A 19,193-nucleotide genomic window follows, 5' to 3' on the forward strand; every position below is an offset into this window, starting at 1 on the left:
GGCGGTCCTCTTCCCGGCTCGGGAACGGGGTCAGGCGAAGGCGGAGGCACGCCCGGCGGCTCGCCGGGTGGAGTTTCCGGCGGGGCGGGGGGCCGGGACGGCTCTGGATTGGGATTGTCCGGCGCCGATTGCAGGGCTGGCGTTGGTTCCAACGAATTCGTCGCTTTGATCGCGTGCTGCTGCGCCTCTTCCGACGCCATAGGCTCGATCCTGCGTGTCCGATTCCCGCTTCTGTCCATCGAGCCAAACCCTCGGAGGCGAGGAGTATTCCCGTTCAACGCCGATGAATATGCCACACAAATTTGCCGATTTTGCCAGCGGACAAATCCAGCTTTTTCCAGCGGTCAAGCACCAGTTCTTCCCAACTTCCTGAAATTCCACTCACCTGAAAGACAGTGAGGGCGGTTCCGGCACTTTGATTTCGGCATCGGTGAAGAGATTCGGAAACAGCCTCTCCCTGAAATCGAGAGGAAAAGCGATCCGCACCGGTGCCTTCGGAGTGTCAGATTTCAGAAAACCCCGGTCGACGTGATCCGACAACGTGTTCCGTGCTGTACGCTCGGATGTCTTCAGCACGAAATTGGCCTCGCCACGGGGCAGCATACCGTGCCGCAATACGGCCGCCACCAGATCAGGTGCCCTTTTGTCGTCGACAATGTCTTTCACGAGGGCGCGGTAGCGAGCCTCGAGCCGTCCGAGGTCGAACATCGTGGTCGAGAACCGCACCTGGTCAAGCGCGACAGTCAGGAACCATTCGACGAAATCCTTGAGTGCTGATTCCGAAAGATTTCCCCGGCCGTCGCGGTCGCCTTGTCTTGGGCTGTCGGCGTGATCCATCATGCGCTTGTATTCGCCCCGATCCTTCAGCCCACGAGCAAGACCACGAGATATCGACCACAGGCCATTGCCGCCGATCCCGGCCTTGAGCGCCATAGCGTGAGACATCAGGCGAGTGACGCGGCCGTTTCCGTCTGGAAACGGGTGGATGTAATTGAGCCGGTGATGAGCTGACGCAATAGCGATGATCCGTAGGCTGGCCTGCCTTTCGGCCATCGCAAACCGTTTCTGGAAATACTCCATAAAGGCCACCATCCTGTCAAACGACGGCGGCTGATGGCGCCCGACAACGACATCATGATCTGCGGACAACCTGAACTCGCCGGGCACTATCTCGGCCTTGGTGCCGTCCGGTTTGTCGATGAACCGGAATTCCTCTGGCATCTCGTCGTAAAAGGCCCGATGAACCCACCGGATGAAATCGATCGAAGCCGGGTTCGGCAACTCCTGACGCAACCCAAGACGGTCAATTATCCTCTGAACTTCGACATGGGCCTTGGCCTCCAAGGCGAGAGCACGGCGTTCGGGATCAATCGCGGCTCCGGCCAATGCACTCTCGATATCTCGAGGCCGGGTATTGTGGCCCTCGATCAGATTCGAATAGTGAGAATTCATGACGCGCACGAGATCGGCCAGTTCGTCAGCCGATTCCGGATGTAGGCCCCGGCCGAGTTCGTTGGCTGCCTTCTGCAGCTCGATCGCGAGATCTGCCAGGACGGTCGGCACCGCGTCGTCAAAAAACAGGGGCTCGATGCGGGCAGGGGTTTCAAGCATTCTTTGCCGATCTCTACAGTGTCTCAATTGCCCGCAATGTAAGGCACTCGAGGCCGCAAGTCAGCACAATTGCCGATATTGATTGCCGATCTCTCTTGCCGATATCGGCCGCCAATCAGAACGCGAACCCGAAATGCCTCAAAAAGTCGGCCGGGCAGGGTGCGAATCCATGGAATCACCGATGCCGTTATTGCCGAGCGGGTGCCAGGCGTCCCTGGACTGGACTGGACTGGTGCACGAATGCGCTGACTCTAGTGTGTCAATCCGAGCCTTGCGATTTTTTGCATTTGCTGCGTCTTATTCAACCCGCTATGAACCGGTCCGGTTCAACCTGGTGTGAACCGGTCCGGCATGATTGCCGAACCAAACGCGACGCGAGCTTTACAAGGAATACGCATATGGCGACTGGAACCGTGAAGTGGTTCAACAGCACCAAGGGGTTTGGATTTATCCAACCCGACAATGGTGGTCAGGATGTTTTCGTCCACATTTCCGCTGTCGAACGCGCGGGCCTCTCGACCCTCACTGACGGCCAAAAGATCAACTATGAGATCGAGCAGGACCGCCGCACTGGCAAGTCCTCTGCTGGCAGCCTCAGCAAAGCTGGCTGATTTTCTCCAGCGCCCGGCAGAAGCCGAAGAGGAGAGCCGCCAGACGACGATGATCTTGAGCCTCAGTCCGCACAGTCAGTCTCGGCGCGCAATGATCCAGTCGGCTGCCGCCGCAAGATCGGCGACGGTTGCGGTCGGGCGCGGGTCAAAGCGTTTTTCGTCGCCTTGCCGGTATTTGCCCGTCCGCACCAACAATGCACTCGAAATTCCGGCGCGCAGGGCGCCAGCTATGTCGGCCTCGGCGTCGTCGCCGACCATGATCACCTGATCCGGCGGACAGTTCATACTTGCCAGCGCCGATAGAAAGAATGCCTGCGACGGCTTGCCGAGAACGGTTGCGCGTTTCAGGGAGGCATATTCCAATGCCGTGACGAAAGGCCCTGCATCGAGGCTGAGCCCACCGTCGGCATCTCGAAACGTCCGGTTGGTGGCAAGGGCAAGCAGTTCGGCCCCCGCGTTCAACTCGCGGAACGCATCATTTAAAACCGTATAGGTGAAGGCCTCTCCGGCATCGCCGACGATGACGGCGCGCTTGTCGCGAACCGGCAATTCGAGAAAGTCCGGCTCAAGGCCGGGGTGAACCAACAGATATGGCGCACGGCCGTTGCGAAGAAGCCATTCGCGCGCGGCGTGCGCCGGCGTGAAAACATCCGCTTTGGTGACGGTAAGTCCCAGCGCTTCCAGATGTTGGAGAACCGTCTGCTTCGACGAACGTGTCGTATTGCTTACGAAGCGCACGGCCAGGCCGGCCTGGCGCAAACGCGCAACGGCATCCACCCCGCCCGGTATGGCGGTCTCGCCATCATAGATGACGCCTGCGAGGTCGAGCAGCACGCCCCTGGTCATCGCTCCAGCATGGCGAGAAGTTCGCCTTGCGTCAAAGCTGGACGGATGTCAGGCGGACTTTTGGGCGATATTCGTCAGGCCGGCAGGCCTGGGCGGTCGAGTTTTTTCGGCGACAGCGTGAAGATCTTGCAACCGGTCTCGGTGACGCCGATCGTGTGCTCGTACTGCGCCGACAGCGAGCGATCGCGTGTCACCGCCGTCCAGCCGTCCGACAGCACTTTTACGTGCGGTCGGCCGAGATTAATCATCGGCTCGACGGTGAAGATCATGCCCGGCCGCATTTCTACGCCTTCATTGGCGCTGCCATAGTGCAGGATGTTCGGCGCGTCGTGGAACAGCTGACCGACGCCGTGGCCGCAGAAATCGCGCACCACCGAGCAGCGCTCGGCCTCGGCATAGGTCTGGATGGCGGCGCCGATGGCGCCGGTGCGGGCGCCCGGCCTGATCGCGGCGATGCCGCGCATCAGGCATTCATGGGTGACCTCGAGCAGCCGTTCGGCGGCGCGCTTGATGGTGCCCACGGGATACATGCGCGAGGAATCGCCGTGCCAACCGTCGAGGATATAGGTGACGTCGATGTTGACGATGTCGCCGTCCTTCAACGGCTTGTTGTCGGGAATGCCATGGCAGACGACGTGGTTGATCGAGGTGCAGGACGATTTGGTGTAGCCGCGATAGTTGAGCGTAGCCGGCAGAGCGCCATGGTCCATGCCGAATTCGAAGACGAAGCGGTCGATTGTCTCGGTGGTGACGCCAGGTTCGACCATCGGCACCAGCTCGTCGAGGCAGCGCGCGGTGAGATCGCAGGCCTTGCGCATGCCGGCAAAGCCTTCTTCGCCATAGAGCCGGATCTGGCCGGTGTTCCTGAGGGGTGCCGTGGCGGCGTCGAGATAAGTGACCATAGTGTCCGTTTGCCTGTAGCGGGCGGGCGATGCATATCAGCCCGTTCGAAAATCCCCCCAGATTTGGCACCGGAAGCCGCAAGGTTCAAGGACGAACTGCCGGGCCGACAGCAAACGCCGGCGATATTCGGCGTTTGAGTGCCTTTGGCGACTTGGGCGCCCTCGCTTAGCCTACGGCGGTATGGTCGATGACCGCGATCGCATCGACCTCTATCAGGTAGCCAGGAGACATCACTGCTATACCGACCACTACGTTTGCTGGCTTGTGATCCCCGAACAGCTCGATCTGGGCCTCTTCGATGATCGGCACGTGTTCGTCGCGTTTGTAATCGACGATGTAAATTGTGATCTTGCAGACTTGCTCGGGCCGAGCGCCGGCAGCAGCAAGCGCACGGCCAAGATTCCCGAACGCCAGGCGCGCCTGGACTGCGAAATCACCATGGCCAACGAGCTTGCCGTGTATATCTTCTGGCTGCTGGCCCGAGACGAACACCAGCTTGCTTCCTGTCGCGACGACGACTTGGGTGTACATTTCCGGAATCGGCAGATCATTGGGATTTATGCATTCGAGCGTCATTGATTAGGTCTCCTGCTATGACTGACGGGAACTGGCTGCGTCGCGCAGATCAAAATACGAGGGTCTATTTGCGGGTCTACCAAATTGTCGCCGAAGCGGGCGCTTCCGTCGCAATCTCACTTCTACAACCGCAAGCGTCCGCATTTGAGCACCGCCGCGCACTGAACGGCCCGGCTTCAACGGCATGGCTCTGACGCCGTCGGATTCAGCCAGAAGTGTGGCGGTCTTCTCATAGATGAACGCAGATGCGCTCGGCAGATGAACCGGGTCCAGCTTACTTGCGGCGACCGCAGTGACGACACATTTTTGCGCGACAAGCGGTCAAAGCAATTTTTGACGACGAACGGCGTTGCTTTGGGCGACGCCAGTTCGGGAGACTTGGAAATGGACAGATTGCAATTCGAGGTGCCGGTGCGCATTGCGCCCGCGCCCGGCTTGCCGGTCGAGGAAATCTACAGCGTCGAACAGGCGCTCGATTTCCTGCAGAATTGGCCGGCGCGTCGGCAGGGCAAGATCCATGAGGCCGCCTTCAATGCCTGCTTCGGTGCCACGGTGGACGTGGTCAGGACCGAGGACGCCTGCCGGGCGTTCATGACGTTCTGCCGCGTCAGCGGCCTGCTGGCCAGGGACATGATGGTTCCCGGCAAGCGTGGCGGCGAGGCGAAGGGCCTAAGGATCTAGGCGGGGCAATTGGCGCTCCAGTCGCCCGTCCGTTGCGACTGCCTCGACTTCGCGGTTCGTTGCGCAAATTGAAGGATGGACTTCGTCGTTAAGGTTCTGTTTCCAACCTCACAGCTAGGCCAATGACCGTAGAGCAGCGTGTGATTCGTTGCGTCAGTGTCATGGTCCAGAAGATGTCGTCAGCAAACGTGCGAGCCTTTCCAATAGACCGGCAGATGGTCCTGGTTCGCGAGGTTGCCGCCAAGCTCGGCAATTTGCATGGCGACACGGCCACTTCCTTCTGGAAGGCCACCGCACGTGAACTCCTCGACCTCGCGATGGGGTCCGGTCGCGATGCTGCTTCCGCCAGCAATGAGGTGCGCCGGTTTTTCGCTGCCGTGCAAAAAGAGATGCATGTGCTGACAGGTGAGGTGGCTTAGGCTACTGCCCTACCTATGGGGTCATCGCCAATCTGAATTGCCCAGCTGCGCTGACTGCGAAAGCCGATCAACTATCCCCTGGATGTCCTTGTTCTTGGGAGGCTTTGATGCCAGCCGCGGTCCGGTCTTGGCGTCAACGTTTTCCGGCCTTGAACTGTCGATGGCGCCGTCCCAGCCGCCGCCAAGCGCCTTGTTGAGCGCGACATAGTCGGTGGCGATCAGGACGCGGCTTTGCAGGAGAGCGCCCTCGGCCGAATAGAGCGAACGCTCCGCGTCCAGCACATCGAGAAGGCTGGTCTCGCCGGATTTGTAGAGCGTCCGCTCGAGACTCGCCGCGTCGCCGTAGGATTTCGCGGAAGACGCTAACTTGCCGTTCCTGATGCGCTCCTGAGTCACGCTGGCGTTTTCTACGCCTTCGAGCGCTGTCAGGACGGAGGCTTTGTAAGCGATGAAATATTGGTCGCGCTCGGCCTTGGCGACGTCGACGGCGGCCTGCAGCTTGCCGGCGTTGAACAGCGGCACGGATCGCGCCTTTCAGCGTGTCCGCCGGTAGGGCCGGCGGCGTGGCGCGGGTGCCATGATTGGTCGGCAGGATCGGACCGATCGGCAAGTCAGGCGGCCGCATCGACGCGATCAGCCGCAGCATCATCAGGGCTTCCCACATTGTCGTGCTTTCGTTGCTCGATGGCGGCCGGGCCAACCGGCCGCCATTTTGGGAGAAAGAAACCGGCCGGCCCGAGAACGGGTGGGTCAGCGGGCCGGCCGGCGCAGCCGGTCAGAGTTGCTCGCCATTCTCGGGCGGCGGGAGCTGTCTGCCATGACCAGGGAGACCTCCGGGGTCGGCTGCGTCGTCCGGCGGGCTGCGCCAGGGACCGGGGGGTGGTCCGTGCGGTCGATCCGCCGAAGCGAGGATTTCGAGTTGTTCGGGCGTCAGCTTGGTGCGCAGTTCGGCAATCGCGTCCTTCAGCTTGGCGGCAGCGACCGCGCGCATCGTAACGTCGTCGGCAAGCCTTTCCTGACGGGCGAAGGGATCGCGCGGTGCCTGAGCCGCGCTGCCATCGGGGCCGGGCTTTCCGGCATCGGGGCCGCGCCCACCGGGGCCGCCCGGGCCATTATCGGGCCGTGGTGGCGTCAGCGTCTCCTGCAGCGCGCTGGTGTAGTCGCGCCAGGCGTCGAGCTGCTCGGCCCGAATGCCAACCTTGGTCTCCAGCGCCGAAAGCCGGGCTGCCAGCATGAATTCCGGCGGCGGTCCCATGCGCTGCGCGCCGAAGCGCTGCGGGCCAAAACCTTCCGGCCCGTGCCGCATCGGTCCATGCGGACCGGGTCGGGGCATCGGGCCCTGGTCCGGGCCGTCCTGCATGGCCACCATTGGCGGTTCGTCGCCGGAGGGGGCGCCAAGGTCGGCCTGCTGCGCCAGCGCCGGATGAATGGCCGCGACAGAGAAGAGGCCGAGGGCAAAAAGTCTGCTTCGCATGTTGTTTTTCCTTTCCCACATGCTTCGGATGGCTGGAGGATAGGAGGCGTCTTTTGCCGCTTTGCTTCGGCGCGTTGCCGAAGGTTTCCACAAAAGGGAGATTTGTTTCCGAATGTTTCTGTTCGCCCGCCGGAAACATTCGGTTGCAATTTTCCATGCCGTTCGCCTGCGGCTCTCCCTATAATCAAAAGCGAACAGGCACCCGGGCGAAGAATGCAGGCACAATCCCATATCCTTGTCGTCGACGACGATCGCGAGATCAGAACGCTTCTCGGGCGCTATCTCGACGGGCAGGGCTTTCGCGTTTCGGTGGCGGCCGACCGGCGCGAATGCGAGCAGAAGCTCGGCACAGGCCAGTTCGACCTGATCGTGCTCGACGTCATGCTGCCCGACGGGTCGGGGCTCGATATCTGTCGTTCGCTGCGCGACCGAAAACCGCATATTCCGGTGATCCTGCTGACGGCGCTGAAGGAAGATGTCGACCGCATCATCGGGCTGGAGCTCGGCGCCGACGACTATCTCGGCAAGCCGTTCAATCCGCGCGAACTGACCGCCCGGATCCGCGCCGTGCTGCGCCGCTCGGCGCCGGAAGAGGCCGCCCCGCCGCGCGTGCGCGTCTACCAGTTCGCCGGCTACAGGCTGGAGCCGGACACCCGCAAGGTGACGGATGCCGAGGGCGCGCTCATCGACCTCACCGGGGCCGAGTTCGACCTGCTGCAGGTCTTCCTTGACCGTCCCGGCCGGCTCTTGTCGCGCGACCAGCTTCTCGATCTGACGCAAGGCCGTGAACGTGACCCCCTCGACCGCTCCGTCGACGTGCTGATGAGCCGGCTGCGCCGCAAGTTCGGCGACACGGGCGACGGGCCTCTGTTCAAGACGGTGCGCAATGGCGGCTACCAACTCACCGCCCGCGTCGAGACGGCAGAGGCCGAGGCATGAAGTCGCTGCGCCGGCGCCTGATCATTCTGCTGGTCGTTTCGATCGTCGGCGTCGTCGGCCTGGCAACGATCGTCGCCATCAAAGTGCTTGGCGGGCCGTCGCCCGAGTTGAGCATGGGGCCGGTCGCCCGACAGATCCAGTTGATGGTGCAACTGGTCCCGGGCCACGTCCCGGGCGCCGGCGATGCGCCGGTCACTGTGAGCGATCATCCCGCCGATGGTGTCGAAGACCAAAAGCACACCCGTGTGCTCAACCACATCATGCACGAGTTGGGCCTTGATGTTTCGGCCGTCGTCAGCCGCAATGTCGGCAGACCCGGCATGGTCGCTTCGGTCGCGCTGCCCGATAACAGATGGATGATCGTAGACGCCCCCGATTTCGGGCCGCCGCGAGATGCCTGGTTCGTGCTCTCGGGCTGGATCACGCTGATAGTGCTCGGTGCCACCGCGGTGTCGATCTATTTCACCGCCGTGCTGGTGCGGCCGCTGGAGATGCTGGAGGCCACCGTCAGCAAGATCGGCTCGGACGGTGTGCTGGCGACGGTGCCGGAGGAAGGGTCGGCCGAGGTCAGGGCGACCGCGCATGCGCTCAACCAGCTTTCCGCCAGGCTGAAGACGGCGATGGAAAGCCGCATGCGGCTGGTCGCGGCCGCCGGGCATGATCTGAGAACGCCAATGACTCGGATGCGGCTGCGCGCCGAATTCCTCGACGAGGATCGCGACAAATGGCTTCACGATCTCGACGAGCTCGACCGCATCGCCGACAGCGCGATCCGACTGGTGCGCGAGGAGGTCAACCAGGATGCGGTCGAGCCGGTCGACCTGGCAAAGCTGGTCCGCGAAATCGCCGCCGAAGTGCGGTCGCTCGGGCATGCGGTATCGACCGATCACCTGGACAAGGTTTCGATCAGGGCAGGTTCGCTCGGCCTTCGCCGGGCCCTGCGCAATTTGATCGTCAACGCCGCCACGCACGGCCAGGGCTGCAGCGTTTCGCTGGCCGCCGCCGGCGATCAGGCGGTGCTGACGATTGCCGACAGCGGGCCCGGCATCCCGCCTGAGTTGCTCGCCAAGGCGTTCGAGCCTTTCTTCCGCGTCGATCCCGGCCGCCGGCAGTCCGTTCCCGGCGCCGGACTTGGTCTCGCCATCGCCAAGGAAATCATCGAGCGTTATGGCGGTGCCATCACGCTGGAGAACCGGACGGGTGGCGGCCTTTCCCAGAAGGTGGTCTTCGCCACGGTTTCCTAGCGCAGGCTTTGCGTGCAGCGTCTGGCTCCGCGTCGCGTATGGGAGGATGCCATGGCCGATGGTGGAATGAACGTCACGAAATTCGAATCCAAGTCCCACAACAACCCAGATGAAATTCGGACGCCCGACAAGACATGTGTCGAAGTGGTCCGGCTTCCCGGCTTCACGATCGGGCGGCTCAATATGGAGCCCGGATGGAAATGGTCCGAGTGCGTGAAGCCTGTCGTCAAGACGGACAGTTGTCAGGTGTCGCATGTCGGCTACGTCGTATCCGGAACCTTGACCGTCAGATTGAATGACGGAACCCAGAAAACGTTCGAGCAGGGCATGTCCTATACAATTCCGTCCGGCCACGACGCCTGGGTGGAAGGCAACGAACGCTTCGTGTGCATCGAAGTCATGAGCGCCGAGCAGTACGCCAAACCGGCATAGGGCAGGGCGCGGAGCTGCAGGCTAGGCTGCAGCGGGGTGAGGGGTGTTGCCGCGCCACCCACCGCCGTTCGCCTTGGCGGACCATTTGCAAGGTCAGTCTCGCAACAGCCAGCACGGATATCATTGAGCCGTCACCAGAGGAGGTCTCAATGGTTTCCGCGATTGCAAGTCAACATCGGCATGTTCCGGAAAATCAACTGAAAGCGGGAAAGCCGGAAACGGGCGAAGGATTTGCGCCGGGCAACAGCGCAGACAGCGTCGGACATCGTGCCAAGGCGATGGTTGCCGAAACCGGCGACACGGATCCTGGTGCGCAAGGCCGCGCGGCATCGACGATCGCCAGGATGGACATCACGGTTTTGACGCCGCCACCCGAAGAAGCGCCAGCGGAGTAGGCCGGAGGATCGCTGAGCGGGCATCGGGCCGGTCGGTGGAACACTAGCGACGTGATAAGGAACGCCTGTCACGTGGCGAGCATCGCGCCAATGCCCCGCAACTAGACCTGTCAGTAAGCCCAGCCCGGTGACTGCTTTTCATTGTCGTGTATCCCTGCGACATCCTCGAACAATAAAAAGGGAACGCAATTCAGTGCGTTAGCGTTCAATAGGCGATGGCGTTAAGTGGGGCTATGTATGATGAGCTCTCTTCGTGAAAAGCCTACTCTCACATTCCACACAGAGGCGGAGCGTCACGCCCGGCTCGAAAAGAACGCGCGTTTGAGGGAGCTTCGATCTCATGCGTCTTGGATAGTGCTCGATCCTGATGCTCCGTTTCATGATGAGATCGATTGTTCAGCCATCTTTGAAGAGAAGACTTCGCGCTAGCAGGTTGGCAGCCTACGGCCGCCGGGCGGGTGGTTTACGATGGCAGGTGGCCACAGGCGGTCGCCAGGACGTGCGGGAAGCCTCCGCGCCAGAATAGGGGCCACAGCCGGAGTCTGCGCTGGCGCGGCTCTTCTGGGACTGGAAGTTAGCCAAGGCGCTGGCCTGCCCCATAATGGGTCATTTGCCGCTGGCACCAGAATTGCTGCGTTAGCAACGCCGAGTGTTGGGGCTCGGCAATCAGGGGTGAGTGGGGGCCCCGCCGCTTCGCAAATGGAGCGGCGGGGCTTTCTGCTCTACGGGCTGTTTTAACAACCCTGCAACAAATGCCAGGGCGGACCGTTTGCAATTTGCCAGATACCACACTCTGGCTACCTCAGACCCTCCCGCTGGCTCCGGCCGGCGGGCTTTTTCGGGGAGACGAAGCCGCTCTGCAATGGGAACGCAACTGAAGCTACAGCGTTCAGTGTCTCGGCCGACACGTCAGCCAGCGGATTTCGGAACCAGCAAATGAAAAAGGCCTACGAAAAGCCCACGCTCGTGAAGCGCGAGAAGCTCACCGAGCTGACCGCTCAGATCGTCGTTTCGGGGGTGACCATCCTCTCTGCGATCAACCACCGTGATGGCGGCTCGGGGGCTGACTAGGCCTTGCGGCTCCAGATCAGCCTGCGAAAGCTGTTTGGATACCTTCAGGCGATCGCAGGGTCTCACTTTTCGTCTTTATAGGATTTGGCCGCCTCATCGATCTTGCGCCAATCGTTGCCGTGTCGACGCACAAGCTCTCTTGCCTGGTTCGGCGAGACGTCATGCGTTTCGACAATGTGGCTCACTTCCGCCTCCTCGCCTTTTAGCGGGCGCGTGCGGGGCTTCTTGGGCGGCCGATCCGCGTGATCTCGTCTTGGCACGAACAGTCTCTCCGGCTTCGGGTTAACAACCGGCCAGCATTAGAAAGGTTTCATGTACAGAGACGAGCTATTGTCTCGCCGGTAGCACCAACACCATAATGGGGCGGGGGATGGTATCGTCGACGAAAGGCCTGACACCCCTGCGGTGTTAACCACGTCGCTATGTTAGGTCGAACCCATGGTGTGTCTTTGCCGTTGCGGACCATGGAAGATCACAAAGCGAGATTCCGCTATCGCACCGAACCGCCGGGTACTTGGAGGGAGCACCTCCTTATCGGCAGGACCTGGCAGCGCGCCAAGGTGGCGTGCGACCGGCTGAGGCGCATCTACGACAAACGGCTGGAGGGTAGACCGCGTGGCAGCAAGGGAAAGCGCCCAGCCGATCCGGCAGACCGTGTCGACGATCTCATTTCATCCATCCGAAAGAGCCGCGGCTAGCCGAACCGACGCGGATCGCTCGTGGAAGATGGCCGGCGCCCGTTGGGCGGGGGGCTTTGGGGTAAAGGCGCCGGCCAGGCGGGCAATCAAGTCCGCCGCCTGAGCAAGCTAGCACATGGGCCGCCAGGACGTATGGCGTGATCGCGGTAGCCGACGATGTCGCATTGCTTGTAGCGCCAGACGGCGCCGACGAACATTAAAGCGGTGATGTAGAGGCCGACGAAGTTCACCAGGCCCATTCTCACTCCTTGGAATAGCTTCGCGACCTGTTTCGCAAACCGATGAAGAGCATCAACGGAACGGAAGTGCGGCGATCCGGTTTCAGAATTGGAGGAAACTGGACATGCAACAAAATCAACGATCCGCCACCGAAGCCCGACCCGAAAAAAAAGATACCTCCCGACAAGGAAGCGTCGCCAGAGCCAGATCATGTCGATCCACCACCGCGAGATGTACGAGAGGCACCGGCGCCAAATCCAAACGGCGATAAGAAGTCCTGACCTCGGCACCCCGTAGGCGACTCAGTTTGCCAAAAACGAAATTGCCCAGACGTACAAAGGGCGGAAATAAGCCGACTGCGAACGCTAGTGAACGCAGCAAAACCAATGACTTAGAGTATGTTTCCATGCTGTCGAATAATCGTCGAATATGCAGCATTGAGAGAGCCGGAAATTGCAGTCAGATACCGACGACATCGAAGGCCAGTCTGCCCCGAAAGGTGGACAGAAGGTGAGGCTTAAGACTTTAGCCGATCTGGACCGCCGCACGACTGCCGCCCGCGTCGTGTTCGAGCTTCGCGACAGCTTGGCGGCCGATCTCGGCGGCAAGGCCAATCTGTCCGTCATGAAGCTGGAACTGATCGACGGCGTTGCCTGTCTCGGCGCCATGCTTAAGGACGCTGCGGCCAATTACCTCGAAGGCAAGCCGATCGACATCAAAGAGTTTATGGCCTTGACCAACGCTCAGCGTCGCCTCCTGGCCGATCTGGGCTAGAACGCCGGGCGCTTAAGGACATCACGCCATCGTTGCGTGACTACGCCGCCACCCAGTACGCGGGGGCTGCATCTTGAGCCTCGAAAACATCACCATCGACAAGGCTCTGCGCGACGCGAACCTGCTCGGCGCCGCGCTTGGTACGTCGCCGACCTGGGATGCATGGGTGAGCGTCCTGCGCGCCGCCTTTGGCCTGTCGATGACCGACAAGGACCGCGCCACCTTCAATGCCGTTGCCGGCGGCAGGGAGCCACCTCCTGGCCGCGTCCGGGAGCTCTGGTGCATCATCGGGCGCCGCTCCGGCAAAAGCCGCATGGCTGCCGCCGTGGCGACCTATCTGGGGGCGTTCGGCGACCACTCCGGCCTTGCTGCCGGCGAGACCGGCGTGGTTTTGGTGCTGGCGGCCAGCAAGTCGCAGGCCAACGCCGTCTTCCGCTACATCCTTGCCTTCTTCGAAAGCAGCCCGATCCTGTCGGGCCTGATCGAAAACACGACGAGCGACGAGATCCGGCTTGTCGGCAATATCGCCTAGTGGAGCAGGGTGAGGGCGCCAAGGCAGGCCAGGAGCAGGCAGGCGCCCATGCCCAGCAAATCGCGCTGGCGATATCGCCAGACGGCAGCAGCGATCAAGAGCGCGACGAGGGAGCGGAATCATAGCGCCGATAGCTACAGGATTTTCGGGATGAGAAGGAGTAGCGCGGGGCTTCCGACGCGGCTACCGGATTTAGAACATTTGCCGCGTCGGTCGCTCCCCCCGGCAAACTTAAACATTAGCGCTCCCTAAAACGCGGACAACGCACCCGCCCCGTTTGGTAAAAAACGTACCGTCATTTTTTATTGAACACGCCATCGGACGCATTAAGAATCCCCTCGTCACCATTCTGTTTCCGGCCCTTGGATGGGAGGTTGCACCATGGATAAGCTGGGTGTTTCGGTATCGGCTATCGACTGCGATATCCTGCGCAGCGCCTTCAGAAAATCGGTCATCGAAGATGAAATCCCTGAAGATCGATGGCGGGACCACGCGGTGCAAATGATCCGCGATTTCACCGGCGCAAAGGCGGTTGATCCCGACCTGCTGGACTGGATTGTGCGGAAGTAGCCACGCTGGCCGGATGTCTAGAGTTTTCCAACTAGAAAGCGGGCCTCGCGCAGAAGCGACGACCAATTGTGCGGCCCAAGGAAGGCGATAAGCTCGCGGGCTTGGGCTTCGGTGATGCCGGTTTCGCTGACAAGACGGCGAACAAGGCCGTCCGTTGCCGGTGGCCTTCCTTGCTCGTCAACCATATGTGGGATGTCCTTCCGTGACCCAACGGGTGCCAGAGAGAATGGTTCCGTTGGCGCTACCCAGCGCGGCCCAGCCGCCGCGCGGACGGCTTCTGCCGCGCGCTACCTATCTGTCCGCTCGATCGACGACGGGCGCTAGTCGACCAATGCCTCGCAGCGGAACATTTTCAACTGTCTCCGCGTTTGAAGCGGCATGGAAATGGGTGTCGCAAAACGGATTTCAACCTTCGATCTCGACGCTCTGTGTGCGGCCTTCAAGACGGTGGTTTTGTGAGAATGGCGTTACGGCAACCGATTGGACCGAACAAGCCAAGCTGTTCATCAAACAGATAGCAGACGACGAGCCAGGCGAAGGCTTTGTTAGGCGAGACACTCAGCAATAGAAATGGCCGGTGCACTTTGGTTGGCTTTGGGCAAAGCCTACACCGGCCATTACGGATGTGTTCGGACCCGCGTTAGGACTATAGGCCCATATTAGCGGTCACTCAACTGGCACCAAAGGTGTAGGCGCTACCCAGCCGATTGGCGCCCGGATAGATCGGGGCGTCAGAGGGGGTCCGGGTCATAGATCCGATGAACACGATCCTGTAGGCGACCCTGCGGCCGGTGTCGTCTCTCACTAGCGTCGGGTAATCCTCTGGGCAATGAGGTTTGCACCCACGTTCAGCGCGACAATAAAAGCAATAGCCCCAAGCCATTCGCCCCAGCTATGCAAAGCATCCCCCCATGTTCAATTCCCTCGCGCCGACTGTAGCGAGAGGACGCGAACGCGCGCAAGCTTCGCCCCGCAAGGGCGCGTGACTGGATCGCATCCACTATGTCAGCTGCCAAACTGCGGCGGAAACCAGCAGGCATGTTCCGAGCGCATATAGAAATAGCCACCTATTGACCCGCTCAGTGAGCGTGGTGTCGCTGAAGCTCTGAATGCTCCAGCCTTGGAACGCGAGGGTTGCCCATAGCAGAATTGCAGTGCCGCAGATCGCAACCGAAGCTGCACCTAAGGGCGCCTGGCCCTTCAGCGTGCGTACCACCAGGCCGACCAAAACGCCGCTCCCAAGCGCCCACATCATCCAGATCGAAGCTTCCCTATAGCCCTGTCGCACCTTGTCCACTCCGCGACGATCATCATTAGGCCGGCCATCCAGATCAGGATCTATCTCTTTCCGCAAACGTTCGAACTTGTCTGGCGCTGTCACCACCAGCCAACAGGCATAGATGGCGAGGCCAGGTGGCAGGCGTTTCGGTTGCTTGAGCGCCATTTCACCCCTTCTCCCGTAACCTCACTCCAGCGCCGCCGCCGTTCTCGGGGATGAACTCGACGCCGGCCGCTTCGAGGGCGCGCTGGAGTTTTGCAAGCGTGTCTGGATCGCCTCCAGACTTGCCGGTCTCGAAATTGGTGATCGTGTTGCGGTGAACACCGGATCTTTCCGAAAGATTGCGGACGCTCCAATTCACTAGGCCCCTTGCGGCCCTCATCTGTGCGCTTGTCACATGGTCCCCTCTGCCGCGTCATCCGACTGCACTTCGCCCTGCTGCTCTTGCGCACTGCGAACCGACTTTCCGACCGCGCCGTACGCATCATCCGGCACTACGAAGGGGAAGAGTGATGAACACCCATGCTCGCTCTCCTGAAGCCCCTTGGAATGCCCAAAGGCATGGACCCGCGCACATGGCGCCAATCGGTCCAGAAGCGCCTGAACGACCACCTGGACCGCGCCATGAGCCTGGCGCTGGATCTGATGGAAGCCGATTGCGATCTGGAGGACATCACGGGAAAGCCCATGGGGCCGCAGCGGGGAGCTAACGGTCTCCGACGGCGGCAGCAACTCGCAAGCGCACTGGGGAGGCTCCTGCGCCACCGCTCCAGGCCTTGACGATTGCGAGGTCGAGAACGAGCACGGCGGCGATGTGCTGGACGAGCCGCACAACGGCCGAGACGATGACGAGTACGAACTCGGCTGGACAGAGCACATTAACCAGCGTCTCGCCGGCAAGGTCGAACCCAACACTTGGAACCATCCGGAAGGCGAGCCGCTGCTCGGCTGGTGCGAGAACCACGGCCATGGCGTCATGCATGGTGAACCGGCAGACGATCGGGAAGGCGACGACGAGCGGGAGCAACCCGACCATTATTGAAGCAAGAAAATTGGTGCACTCGGCAGGGTTCGAACCTGCATCTGCCCGGGAGGTCCCGCTCTGTCCTAGATTGAGCTACGAGCGCTAACTTCGGCAGGCTAAAAGAACAGGGTCGTTCGAACAATTTAGAGATTGGGGGTAACCGACACATGCATTGGAATTAGGGGCAAGGTTCGATTGAGATGCCACTTTCGCCCGATGCCTCACGGTGACGGGCTTTTCATTGCTCTGGCGAATATCAGGACGCATCAGTTTAGGGGATGAGAATCACAGATCCTTGAAAGCCACCATAGGCGGCGTCCAGTGGACATCCCACTTATCCATGGCGCGAAGGATGAAAACCCCTGCCTCGACGGAAGTCAAATTTCGCGTTGGGCCTGTGTCCTCGCCAGAGCGAGGCCGTCAAGGAGTTTGCCCACTCAAACGGCTATGAGATCATCGACAGCTATTACGACGCAGCGGTGAGCGGTGCCGACGCAGTCACGGCGCGCCGAGGCTTTTCCGCAATGCTCGAGCGCCTCCTATCCAATGGCGTTCGCACAATCCTCGTAGAGACCGCCTCTCGCTTCGCCCGCGATCTGGTCGTTCAAGAGACCGGCTACGAGATGCTGAAATCACGCGGGATCGAGCTGATAGCTGTCGACAGTCCCGACAGTTTTGTCGGCAACACCCCGACGGCGAACCTGATCCGCCAAGTGCTCGGCGCGGTCTCTGAGTTCGAGAAGGCGATGCTGGTGGAGAAGCTCAAGGGTGGTTAGGGGTGGCTTTGTGGGCCCCACCTAACCTAAGCGGCGCGTCGTTGAGGCAAGTGGAGACCCGAACGGGCTCGACGAGGGTCCACGGCGGTCACAACGTTGTGGTGGTGATCGCAGTAGACGCGATCCGGCGAAGTTGGCCCAGCACAAAAACGGTAACCGCCGGGTACTGACGGGTCTTCGCTCACCGGGAAGCGGCACTGATAGAGGCCTAGCTGAATGAGGGGGACGTCTCTCGAAGTTAGTCTGATATTTTCAGGCATGATGGTTTTCAGGTTCCTAGTTTCATAGCCATAGCCATAGCCGGCTGACGGCCGCAGTGCGACCCCGTCGGGGCGAGCTCCTCTCATTTTGGAGGGCTATGGATCACCATATGGTGTTGGTCGCAGCGTCAATGAAGCCCGCCGCCCTGCTTCTGAAGCCAATAGTTTGCGACCTAAGGCCACACCTGCGCGGGTAAGAACGCACAAGCAAGCGCCATCGTAGGCTGTCTCGGGCACCAGCCCCGAAGGGTTGTCGGTGGCGGGGGTGGGGGTTGGCTTATGGGGCTCCTATAAGGCGCGCCGGCCCCTAGTTCAGGCTCAGGGCCCTCATAGCCGCCTCTCTCGCCCCCAAGACCCAAATCGCTCCGAAAGACGGAGTTCGACCCCAACAGTGACCTTCATTGTCCGCGTTGCGAATGGCAGCAATGCGCCGGTGCTCTCGCCGGCGCCCGAAAGCTGTCACTCGTCGAGCAAGGAATTGTCGCGGCGAGAAGTTCATCCCTCTAGTCGGATCAACAAGCTGACGGCGACGACGGTGATCGCCCAGTTGCTGGTCCGGTCAAGCCTGTCGCGCCAGCCGGCCATGCGGCCGATCTCGGCGCGATGGAAATGCGACATCGTCGTTGCCAGTTCCCGACGACGTGAGCTTCATCGCGAACGCATCCGACGCCCGCGGCGCTGCTGCCGCCTCGGTGGACTTCACGGTCTGGACCTGGGACATCCCCTGCCATGCGCCTCCCGAACGCAATGGCCAGCCGAAACGACGCCGGCCATACCCCGAAAGATGCAACGCGCGGTGCTGAAATGTTCCAGCCGATGGCGCTGGACTAGGTGTCATTGCTGCCCTCAAGGACGGTAGCGTCAGAAAACGCACCGCCCTAAACATACGGGCAGCGGATCAGCTGCCAACTTTCCGTCCGCGGCGCGTCAGGCTTCCTTTGCCTGTCTGCTTGTTTGGGAAACCGGCGCGGATCGCGCGTATCCGTCATTGGCTGCAATCGCAACCTCTGGCCCATATTGATTGTGCAAATGAACCGGCCTGGCCTTTCGGCGGTGCAGCATGTTCACGCCTTCGACAGCCACCGAGAAAATCATCGCCGAATAGACATAGCCTTTGGGAATATGGACACCGAAGGCATCCGCGACCAATGTCATGCCGATCATGATGAGGAAGCCGAGCGCCAGCATCTTCACGGTAGGGTGACGATCGACGAATTTTCCAACCGGTCCGGCGGCTGCGATCAGGACGACCATCGACGCGACGACAGCGACGGCCATCACCCAGATTTCGTTGGCCATGCCGACGGCGGTCACGATCGAGTCAATGGAAAATACCAGGTTGATCAGGGCAATCTGCGATACGACGGCTACGAAGCCTGCGCGCACGGTGGCTCCTATGTGGCCCTCTTCGCCCTCGAGACTTGCATGTATCTCTTGGGTGGCCTTGTAGATGAGGAACAGACCGCCGCCTGCCAGGATCATATCCTTTCCGGAAAAGCTGTGGCCGGATACCTCGAACAGAGGTTCGGTCAAACCGATGATCCACCCGATGAATAGCAGCAGGACAAGCCGCGGAACCAGGGCCAGCGCCATTCCGAGAAATCGCGCTTTCGGCTGCAGTTCGGGAGCAAGTTTGCCGACCAGAACCGAGATCACGACCAGATTGTCGACACTCAGGACGATTTCGAGTGCTGTGAGCGTCAGCAGGCTGAGCCAAACTTGCGGGTCGGTTATCATCTTGGCTCCCTTCGAGCGCTCAGTTGGATTTTGGTTCTGGCTTGATCCTTGTCGCGCTGCCGGCGGCGATGAGGAGCGACGATCGCGGCGGGGCGACCACCGGCCAAACCGCACCTGAAGTT

General features: G+C 61.0%; 24 protein-coding genes, 1 tRNA gene and 2 pseudogenes. 12 read left to right on the forward strand and 15 right to left on the reverse strand.

The annotated features are described in order from the left end of the window. Positions 1–381 precede the first annotated feature (381 nt). Positions 382–1,611: a Fic family protein gene (locus D3227_RS35540; RefSeq protein WP_120018789.1), complete on the reverse strand. Its 1,230-nt coding sequence runs from the start codon at positions 1,609–1,611 to the stop codon at positions 382–384. Positions 1,612–2,009: 398 nt separating this feature from the next. Here D3227_RS35540 and D3227_RS35545 point away from each other — a divergent pair, with 398 nt between their 5' ends. Further along, a complete protein-coding gene (locus D3227_RS35545) occupies positions 2,010–2,222 on the forward strand; it encodes a cold-shock protein (protein ID WP_019863204.1) in 213 nt (70 codons plus the stop codon). Between the two features lie 75 nt (positions 2,223–2,297). Here the strand turns inward: D3227_RS35545 and D3227_RS35550 are convergent, their stop codons facing one another. The 3 genes from D3227_RS35550 to D3227_RS35560 form a co-directional block, all read right to left on the reverse strand. Beyond that, on the reverse strand, positions 2,298–3,068 hold the full coding sequence (locus D3227_RS35550; protein WP_120018790.1) for a TIGR01458 family HAD-type hydrolase: 771 nt from the start codon (positions 3,066–3,068) through the stop codon (positions 2,298–2,300). 74 nt (positions 3,069–3,142) lie between these two features. After that, positions 3,143–3,970 carry a type I methionyl aminopeptidase gene (gene map, locus D3227_RS35555; protein ID WP_120018791.1) on the reverse strand — a complete coding sequence of 276 codons (828 nt, stop codon included), beginning with the start codon at positions 3,968–3,970 and terminating at the stop codon, positions 3,143–3,145. Positions 3,971–4,136: 166 nt separating this feature from the next. Further along, positions 4,137–4,547: a RidA family protein gene (locus D3227_RS35560; protein WP_120018792.1), complete on the reverse strand. Its 411-nt coding sequence runs from the start codon at positions 4,545–4,547 to the stop codon at positions 4,137–4,139. 384 nt (positions 4,548–4,931) lie between these two features. Between D3227_RS35560 and D3227_RS35565 the strand changes: the two genes are divergently transcribed. Together D3227_RS35565 and D3227_RS35570 are read left to right on the forward strand one after the other, a co-directional pair. Beyond that, positions 4,932–5,228, forward strand: coding sequence for a DUF982 domain-containing protein (locus D3227_RS35565; protein WP_120018818.1), 297 nt, complete (start codon positions 4,932–4,934; stop codon positions 5,226–5,228). A 122-nt stretch (positions 5,229–5,350) separates the two neighbouring features. Beyond that, positions 5,351–5,647, forward strand: a complete 297-nt coding sequence (locus D3227_RS35570) for a DUF6074 family protein (RefSeq protein WP_245452059.1) — start codon at positions 5,351–5,353, stop codon at positions 5,645–5,647. Between the two features lie 21 nt (positions 5,648–5,668). Here D3227_RS35570 and D3227_RS35575 read toward each other — a convergent pair. Further along, positions 5,669–6,172 (reverse strand): annotated as a pseudogene (locus D3227_RS35575) (TolC family protein); the annotation flags it as partial. A gap of 250 nt (positions 6,173–6,422) precedes the next feature. Then, positions 6,423–7,121, reverse strand: a complete 699-nt coding sequence (locus D3227_RS35580) for a hypothetical protein (RefSeq protein WP_120018820.1) — start codon at positions 7,119–7,121, stop codon at positions 6,423–6,425. Between the two features lie 213 nt (positions 7,122–7,334). On the opposite strand from D3227_RS35580, the gene D3227_RS35585 reads away from it, so the two are divergent. The 5 genes from D3227_RS35585 (at position 7,335) to D3227_RS35610 (ending at position 11,202) form a co-directional block, all read left to right on the forward strand. Then, a complete protein-coding gene (locus D3227_RS35585) occupies positions 7,335–8,060 on the forward strand; it encodes a response regulator (protein WP_120018793.1) in 726 nt (241 codons plus the stop codon). Further along, positions 8,057–9,304, forward strand: a complete 1,248-nt coding sequence (locus D3227_RS35590; RefSeq protein WP_120018794.1) for an ATP-binding protein — start codon at positions 8,057–8,059, stop codon at positions 9,302–9,304. Before D3227_RS35585 ends, D3227_RS35590 begins: the two co-directional genes overlap by 4 nt. 51 nt (positions 9,305–9,355) lie before the next feature. Next, positions 9,356–9,736, forward strand: coding sequence for a cupin domain-containing protein (locus D3227_RS35595; protein ID WP_120018795.1), 381 nt, complete (start codon positions 9,356–9,358; stop codon positions 9,734–9,736). Between the two features lie 149 nt (positions 9,737–9,885). After that, positions 9,886–10,131, forward strand: a complete 246-nt coding sequence (locus tag D3227_RS35600) for a hypothetical protein (protein ID WP_006201649.1) — start codon at positions 9,886–9,888, stop codon at positions 10,129–10,131. Between the two features lie 936 nt (positions 10,132–11,067). Further along, positions 11,068–11,202: a putative RiPP precursor gene (locus D3227_RS35610; protein WP_120018797.1), complete on the forward strand. Its 135-nt coding sequence runs from the start codon at positions 11,068–11,070 to the stop codon at positions 11,200–11,202. A gap of 62 nt (positions 11,203–11,264) precedes the next feature. Here D3227_RS35610 and D3227_RS43935 read toward each other — a convergent pair whose 3' ends face one another. Together D3227_RS43935 and D3227_RS42000 are read right to left on the reverse strand one after the other, a co-directional pair. Next, positions 11,265–11,387, reverse strand: a complete 123-nt coding sequence (locus D3227_RS43935) for a hypothetical protein (RefSeq protein ID WP_281035026.1) — start codon at positions 11,385–11,387, stop codon at positions 11,265–11,267. 599 nt (positions 11,388–11,986) lie between these two features. Further along, complete coding sequence (locus D3227_RS42000) at positions 11,987–12,139, reverse strand: hypothetical protein (RefSeq protein ID WP_167481002.1); 153 nt, start codon at positions 12,137–12,139, stop codon at positions 11,987–11,989. 433 nt (positions 12,140–12,572) lie between these two features. On the opposite strand from D3227_RS42000, the gene D3227_RS35625 reads away from it, so the two are divergent. The 3 genes from D3227_RS35625 to D3227_RS35635 all read left to right on the forward strand — a co-directional run bounded on the left by D3227_RS35625 (position 12,573) and on the right by D3227_RS35635 (position 13,995). Next, positions 12,573–12,893: a hypothetical protein gene (locus D3227_RS35625; protein ID WP_120018800.1), complete on the forward strand. Its 321-nt coding sequence runs from the start codon at positions 12,573–12,575 to the stop codon at positions 12,891–12,893. Positions 12,894–12,966: 73 nt separating this feature from the next. Then, positions 12,967–13,425, forward strand: coding sequence for a hypothetical protein (locus D3227_RS35630; protein ID WP_120018801.1), 459 nt, complete (start codon positions 12,967–12,969; stop codon positions 13,423–13,425). A 381-nt stretch (positions 13,426–13,806) separates the two neighbouring features. Then, positions 13,807–13,995, forward strand: a complete 189-nt coding sequence (locus tag D3227_RS35635) for a hypothetical protein (RefSeq protein ID WP_120018802.1) — start codon at positions 13,807–13,809, stop codon at positions 13,993–13,995. Positions 13,996–14,012: 17 nt separating this feature from the next. Here D3227_RS35635 and D3227_RS42005 read toward each other — a convergent pair whose 3' ends face one another. The 5 genes from D3227_RS42005 to D3227_RS35660 form a co-directional block, all read right to left on the reverse strand. Next, positions 14,013–14,180 carry a hypothetical protein gene (locus D3227_RS42005; protein ID WP_167481003.1) on the reverse strand — a complete coding sequence of 56 codons (168 nt, stop codon included), beginning with the start codon at positions 14,178–14,180 and terminating at the stop codon, positions 14,013–14,015. Between the two features lie 815 nt (positions 14,181–14,995). Next, positions 14,996–15,439 carry a hypothetical protein gene (locus tag D3227_RS35640; protein ID WP_120018803.1) on the reverse strand — a complete coding sequence of 148 codons (444 nt, stop codon included), beginning with the start codon at positions 15,437–15,439 and terminating at the stop codon, positions 14,996–14,998. A gap of 1 nt (position 15,440) precedes the next feature. Beyond that, positions 15,441–15,656: a helix-turn-helix domain-containing protein gene (locus tag D3227_RS35645; RefSeq protein ID WP_120018804.1), complete on the reverse strand. Its 216-nt coding sequence runs from the start codon at positions 15,654–15,656 to the stop codon at positions 15,441–15,443. A gap of 324 nt (positions 15,657–15,980) precedes the next feature. After that, positions 15,981–16,310: a hypothetical protein gene (locus D3227_RS35655; RefSeq protein ID WP_120018806.1), complete on the reverse strand. Its 330-nt coding sequence runs from the start codon at positions 16,308–16,310 to the stop codon at positions 15,981–15,983. Between the two features lie 17 nt (positions 16,311–16,327). Further along, positions 16,328–16,401: transfer RNA gene (locus D3227_RS35660), tRNA-Gly, on the reverse strand. A 286-nt stretch (positions 16,402–16,687) separates the two neighbouring features. Between D3227_RS35660 and D3227_RS35665 the strand changes: the two genes are divergently transcribed. Further along, positions 16,688–17,074 (forward strand): recombinase family protein, encoded by a 387-nt coding sequence (locus tag D3227_RS35665; RefSeq protein WP_245452061.1) that lies wholly within the window; start codon positions 16,688–16,690, stop codon positions 17,072–17,074. Between the two features lie 764 nt (positions 17,075–17,838). Here the strand turns inward: D3227_RS35665 and D3227_RS35675 are convergent. Both D3227_RS35675 and D3227_RS35680 read right to left on the reverse strand, forming a co-directional pair. Further along, positions 17,839–17,964: pseudogene (locus tag D3227_RS35675) on the reverse strand (DUF2270 domain-containing protein); the annotation flags it as partial. Positions 17,965–18,261: 297 nt separating this feature from the next. Further along, on the reverse strand, positions 18,262–19,071 hold the full coding sequence (locus D3227_RS35680) for a TerC family protein (protein ID WP_120018808.1): 810 nt from the start codon (positions 19,069–19,071) through the stop codon (positions 18,262–18,264). Between the last annotated feature and the right edge of the window lie 122 nt (positions 19,072–19,193).

Source organism: Mesorhizobium waimense, from assembly GCF_003601975.1.
In the GTDB taxonomy this organism is placed as follows: Bacteria; Pseudomonadota; Alphaproteobacteria; order Rhizobiales; family Rhizobiaceae; genus Mesorhizobium; species Mesorhizobium waimense.